Below are 5,938 nucleotides of genomic sequence, written 5' to 3' on the forward strand. Positions count from 1 at the left end.
GGCCAGACGATCACCGAGATGTTCCAGGCCGACCGGCAGGTGGAGGTCGAGGCCATCGACCGCCTGCGGCGCGGGGTGGAGGTCATGCGGGCCAAGGGCGACATCACCTCGGCCAACATCTTCGAGTTTCCGGTCGGCGGTCGAGGCCGTGGACGAGGAGCTGGCCCCGCACGTGGGGTGGTCGGTTGTCAAGGAGCTCGCCGAGGCGTCGCCCGAGCGGCTGCGGGCCACGGAGGTGGCCCAGCCGCTGCTGTTCGCGCTGCAGACCGGGCTGGTGGCCGTGCTCCGCGCCCACGGCATCACGCCGTCGGCCGTGCTGGGCCACAGCGTCGGCGAGGTGGCGGCCGCGCACGCGGCCGGGGCGCTCGGGCTCGGCGAGGCGGCGTGGGTGATCGCCGAACGCAGCCGTGCGCAGGCGCCGCTGGCGGGCTGCGGGCGCATGGCGGCCGTGGGCATGTCCCGCGAGCAGGCGGAGGAACTGCTGGCGGGGTACCCGGGGCTGGAGGTGGCCGGGGTCAACTCCCGCCGGGACGTGACGGTCGCGGGGCCGCAGAAGCAGCTGTACCGGCTCCTGGGCGACCTGGCCGGGCGGGGCGTGGTGTGCGCGGAACTCGACCTGGACCACGCCTTCCACAGCGCGGCCATGGACCGGCTGCGTGCTCCCCTGCACGCCGCCCTCGACGGGCTGAGCCCCTCCCCCGTGCGGGTGCCGCTGCTGTCCACCGTCACGGGCAAACCGCTGGAGGGGCCCGAGCTGGACGCGGACTACTGGTGGCGCAACGTCCGCGAGCCGGTGCTGTTCTCCGACGCCGTCGAGGGGGCCGTGGAGCAGGGCGCCGACATCTTCCTGGAGATCGGCCCGCAGCCGGTCCTGCAGACCTACCTGCGCCGCATCACCGCCGGCCATCCCGCACCCGGGCCGCGGGCGGTGGCCCGTACGCTGCGCAAGGGCGACGACGGCGTGCGCGCGATGCGCACCGCGGTGGCCGGGCTGCTCGCGGCCGGGGCCGGGGCCGACTGGGACGCGCTGTTCCCGCGCCCGGGCCGGGTGGCGTCCCTGCCCGCCTACCCCTGGCAGCGCGAACGGCACTGGAGCGGCGGGCCGGAGGCGTGGGTGCGCAGCAGCGGGGACGGCCGCACGGAGCACCCGCTGCTGGGCGAGCGCATGCCGGCCCCGCTGCCGGTGTGGCACGGCGCGGTCGAGCCGGCCCGGCTGCCGTGGGCCGCCGACCACCGGCTCGGCGGGTCCGTGGTGATGCCCGCGACGGCCTACGTGGAGATGGCGCTGGCGGCGGGCCGGCGGGTGCTGGACACCGCGGTGGAGGCCGACCACCTGGAGTTCGTGCGGCCGCTGTTCGTGCCGTGGGGCGAGCCGGGCACGGTGCACACGCAGGTGTCGTTCGACCCCGAGGACGGAGTGGTGCTGATCAGCAGCACGGACGACCAGGCCACGGGGCAGAGCCGGCACGCGCGCGGGCGGGTGCGGGCCCGGTGGGGACGGCCCCCGGCGCCGGCGGACCTGGCCGGTGCGCGGGCCCGCTGCGGCCGCCGGGTGAGCGGCGAGGAGCACTACCGGCGGGTCGGCGAGGCCGGGCTCGGCTACGGGCCGTCCTTCCGGGTGCTGACCGAGCTGTGGGTGGGCGAGGACGAGGTCGTCGCCGCCTACGGCGACCACGGCCCCCTGGAGGGGCTGGAGCTCAGCCCGGCCCTGCTGGACGGCGCGGTGCAGGCCGGAGCGCCGCTGCTGGACGACGAGATCCTGGCGGGGCACACGTACTTGCCGGCGGCCATGGACGCGGTCCGCGTCTGGCGCGCCCCGGCGGCCGAGGGCGCGGTCCATGTGCGCGAGCGCGGCCGGACGGCGACGGAGGTGTGCTGGGACATCGCCCTCACCGACGCGGACGGCACGGTCGCCGTGGAGCTGCGGGGGTGCCGCATGCGGCGCCTGGCCGGGGTGCGGCGCACGCCGGTGACCCGTCAGGAGACGGTGCTGCGCGCCGCTCCCCGGCCGGGCGACCCGCAGGAGCCCCTCTCCGGGCCGGCGCCGCGGGAGCTCGCCCAGCGGGCGGCGGGCCGGATCCTGGCCCTGCGCCGTGACTGGCGCACGACCGGCTACCCGCGCTTCGCCGCCCGGCTGCAGGAGGCGGCGGCCCACGCCTACGCCGCCGCGCTCGGCGGTCTCCTGCCGGAGGGGTTCGGCTCGTTCACGGTGGGCGACCTGGTCGCGGGCGGGATGCTGCTGAGGCACCGGCAGGCGATGGAGCTGATGCTGGCCGCGATGACGGAGTACGGGCTGGCGCGGCAGGAGCCGGACGGCCGCTGGCTGCGGCAGGGCGAGCCCCGGTGCGCGATCGGGATGCTGCGCGAGGCGCTGCGGGAGCAGCCGGCCTTCTCCACCGAACTCGGCTTGCTCGTGCGCCAGTTCCTGCACCTCGGCGAGGTCCTGAGGGGGGCGCGCGACCCGCTGGACCTGCTGGGGGCCGAGGGCGCCGCCTCTCCTTTGGAACGGTTCCACGACGTGGCGCCGGTGCTGCGCTTCCACAACCGCGTCGCGCAGGCGCTGGTCCGGGAGGTCGTGGCGGCCCTGCCCTCCGGCCGGCCGCTGCGGGTGCTGGAGGTCGGCGCGGGCACCGGCGGGATCACCGCGGCCCTGCTGCCGCTGCTGCCGGCCGACCGCACCCGCTACCTCTTCACGGACGTGTCGCCGTCGTTCTTCGCGCGGGCCCGGCAGCGCTTCGCCCCGTACGACTTCGTGGAGTACCGCACCTTCGACCTCGACGCCGACCCGGCGGGCCAGGACCTGCCGGCCGGCGGCTTCGACCTGGTGGTCGCGGCGAACTCCCTGCACGCGAGCGGGGATCTGGAGGCGGCCGTGCGGCGGGTGGCGTCGCTGACCGCCCCGGGCGGCCGGCTGCTGGTGCTGGAGAGCCACGACCCGCTGTTCCTGCTGCCGTTCTTCGGCACGCTGGAGAGCTTCTGGAACCGCACGGACACCGGGCTGCGGCCCCGCTCCCCGCTGCTCGGCCGCGAGGAGTGGAGCGCGCTGCTGGAGCGGTGCGGCTTCACGGGCGCCGTGCGGACCGGGGACGACGCCGAGCCGGCCCGCGAGGACTTCTCGGTGTTCCTCGCCGCCCGCGCCGGTCTGCCGGTGCGGGCCCCGGCGCTGCCCGCCGCGGGCATCGGCACCGACTGGGTCCTGGCCGCCGAGACCCCGGAGGAGAGCGGGCTGGTGGGGGCCGCGGCGGGCCTGCTGCACGCGGCCGACGCCGCGGAGGTGCACACCACCGTGGCCGGTGAGGACCCCGGGGCGTGGGCCGCGCTGCTGTCCCGGGAGACGGTGATCGTGCTGGTGCTGGCCCCCGCCGGCACCGGCGACGTGGTCGAGCGGACGACGCGGCGCGGCGCGGTGCTGCGCGCCCTGGCCGCGGCGTGCGGGCGGCGGACGAGCAGCGGGAGCGTCTCGCTGTGGCTCGTGACGCGGCCTTGCGGTGCCCTGCCCGAGCCCGGATCCCCCGGGTCCGAGCCCTTCGATCCCGCCGATGCGGCCGCGTGGGGCGTGGCGCAGTGCCTGGGCAACGAGCAGGCGGCGCTGACGACGCGCCGGGTGTCGCTGGAGCGCAGCGGCGACACGGCGGCCGACGCCGACCGCCTCGCCCGGGAGCTCCTCGCCCCGTCGGAGGAGACCGAGGTCGTCCTGACCAGCAGCGGAGGCCGGTTCGTCCCGCGCGACCGGGAGTTCCCCCGGCCCCTCGTGCCCGCCCCCGCCGCCGGCGCGTTCGCCCTGGAGGTCCGCGAGCCGGGGCTGTCCTTCCGGCCGGTGTGGGTGGAGACGGAGCGGCCGGAGCCGGGCCCCGGGCAGGTCCTGGTCGCCGTGCGGGCGGCCGCGCTGAACTACCACGACGTGGTCCTGGCCACCGGGGCCCTGGCCGGCGAGGACTCCGCCGACGGGCGCTTCGGAGCGGTGTACGGGCTGGAGTGCGCGGGAACGGTCGCGGCCGTCGGGCCGGGCGTCCGTGGACTCGCCGTGGGCGAGCGGGTGTTCGCCAGCGGCTCGGGCTGCCTGGCCTCGCACGTGGTCACCGCCGCGGACGCCGTGGCCCGGATGCCTGTCGCGTTGGGTTTCGCCGAAGCGGCCACCCTGCCCGCGGTGTTCCTGACCGTCCACTACGGCCTGGGGTGGCAGGCCGGGCTGTCGGCCGGGGAGACCGTGCTCGTGCACGGCGGAGCGGGCGGCGTGGGCCTCGCGGCGCTGCAGTACGCGCGCCTGCACGGGGCGCAGGTCATCGCCACCGCCGGCAGCCCCGCCAAGCGCGACCTGCTGCGCGCCCTGGGCGTCGAGCACGTCCTGGACTCGCGCAGTCTGGCCTTCGCCGCCCGGGTGCGGGAGCTCACCGGCGGGCGCGGCGTCGACGTCGTCCTCAACTCCCTCGCGGGCGAGGCCGTCTCCCGCAGCCTGGAGCTGCTGCGGCCGGGCGGCCGGTTCGTCGAGCTCGGCAAGCGCGACATCCTGGACAACAACCGGCTGCTGCTGCGCCCCTTCGAGCGCGACCTCGCGTTCTTCGGCGTCAACCTCCTCGCGCTGCTGGCCGACCCGCAGCGGGCGGCCCGGCTGTTCGCCGAGGTGAAGGAGCGCGTCCGGGCGGGGGACTACCGCCCGCTGCCGCACACGGTCTTCCCCGCCGCCCGTACCGAGGACGCCTTCCGGCTCCTGCAGCACTCCCGGCACACCGGCAAGGTCGTCGTCTCCTTCGACCCGCTCGACGAGCCCGTCCTCGTCGAACCCCGCTCGCGGGCCCCGCGGTTCGACCCCGAAGCCACGTACCTCGTCACCGGAGGCCTCGGCGGCTACGGCGCGGCCACCGCGCACTGGCTCGCCGACCACGGCGCCCGCCGGCTGGCCCTCGTCGGCCGCAGGGGCATGCGGACCCCGGGCTGTGAGGCGCTGCTCGCGGACCTGGAGCGGCGCGGCGTGCACGCCGTGGCCCACGCGGCGGACGTCGCCGACCTGCCGTCCATGCGGCGGATCGTCGCGGAGACCGACGCGGGCGGGCACCGGCTGCGCGGCGTGGTGCACTGCGCGATGCACCTCGACGACGCCCCGCTGGAGGAGCTGACCGACGACCGCTTCCGTGCCGTCCTGGCCCCCAAGGCCGCCGGCGGCGCCGTCCTCGACGCGCTCACGCGCGGCCGGGAGGACCTGGAGCTGTTCCTGGTGTTCTCCTCCGTCGCCGCACGCGTCGGGCAGGTCACCCAGGCCCCCTACGCCGCGGGCAACCTCTTCCTCGAAGCGCTGGTCCGCCGGCGGCGGCGGGACGGCGAGCCGGGCCTGGCCGTGGGCTGGGGCGTCCTCGGCGGCACCGGCTACGTGGACCGCCACGGCCTCGCCCCCGCCCTGGAGAGCGGTGGCCTGGAGGCGCTCTCTCCTCGCGAGGCGTTCGACGCGGCCGGCGTGCTGCTGGGCGACGGAACGGAGGTCGCGGGCGTCGGCCGGTACAACTGGGCGCGGCTGCGGGCCTGTCTGCCCGGGCTCGCCGCGCCCCGGTACGGGCAGCTCGTGCCCGAGCCCGACGAGGAGACCGGCCGCACCCACACGGAGATCGTCCGGTCCCTCGCGGCGATGCCGCCCGCGGACGCGCTGCGCGCGCTCACCGGCCAGCTGGTGCGGATCCTCGCCGACGTCCTCCACCTCGACCCGGCGCGGATCGACCCGGGCCGGCGCATCGAGGAGTACGGCGTGGACTCCCTCATGGCCGCCGAGTTCCTCGCCACGCTGCACCGGCGCTTCGACGTGCGGGTGCCGCCCATGGAGCTGATGCGCGGCGGCGGCACGGCCGCCGACATCGCGCGCGTCGTCCACCTGCGGCTGGGCACCGGCGCGGGCGCCGCCGGCCCGCAGGCAGCGGCGGCCGGTCCGGCCGCGTCCCTCCCGGAGGTCCCC

The 5,938-nt window shown here is 77.4% G+C and carries 1 protein-coding gene; it reads left to right on the forward strand.

Annotated features, from left to right (window positions below; translation table 11 throughout):
- Nucleotides 1–148: 148 nt before the first annotated feature.
- A partial coding sequence (locus B7P34_RS34695) for an SDR family NAD(P)-dependent oxidoreductase (protein WP_106682121.1) occupies nucleotides 149–5,938 on the forward strand: 5,790 nt, incomplete at its 3' end.

The organism is Streptosporangium nondiastaticum (genome assembly GCF_003011965.1).
Taxonomy (GTDB): Bacteria; Actinomycetota; Actinomycetes; order Streptomycetales; family Streptomycetaceae; genus Streptomyces; species Streptomyces nondiastaticus.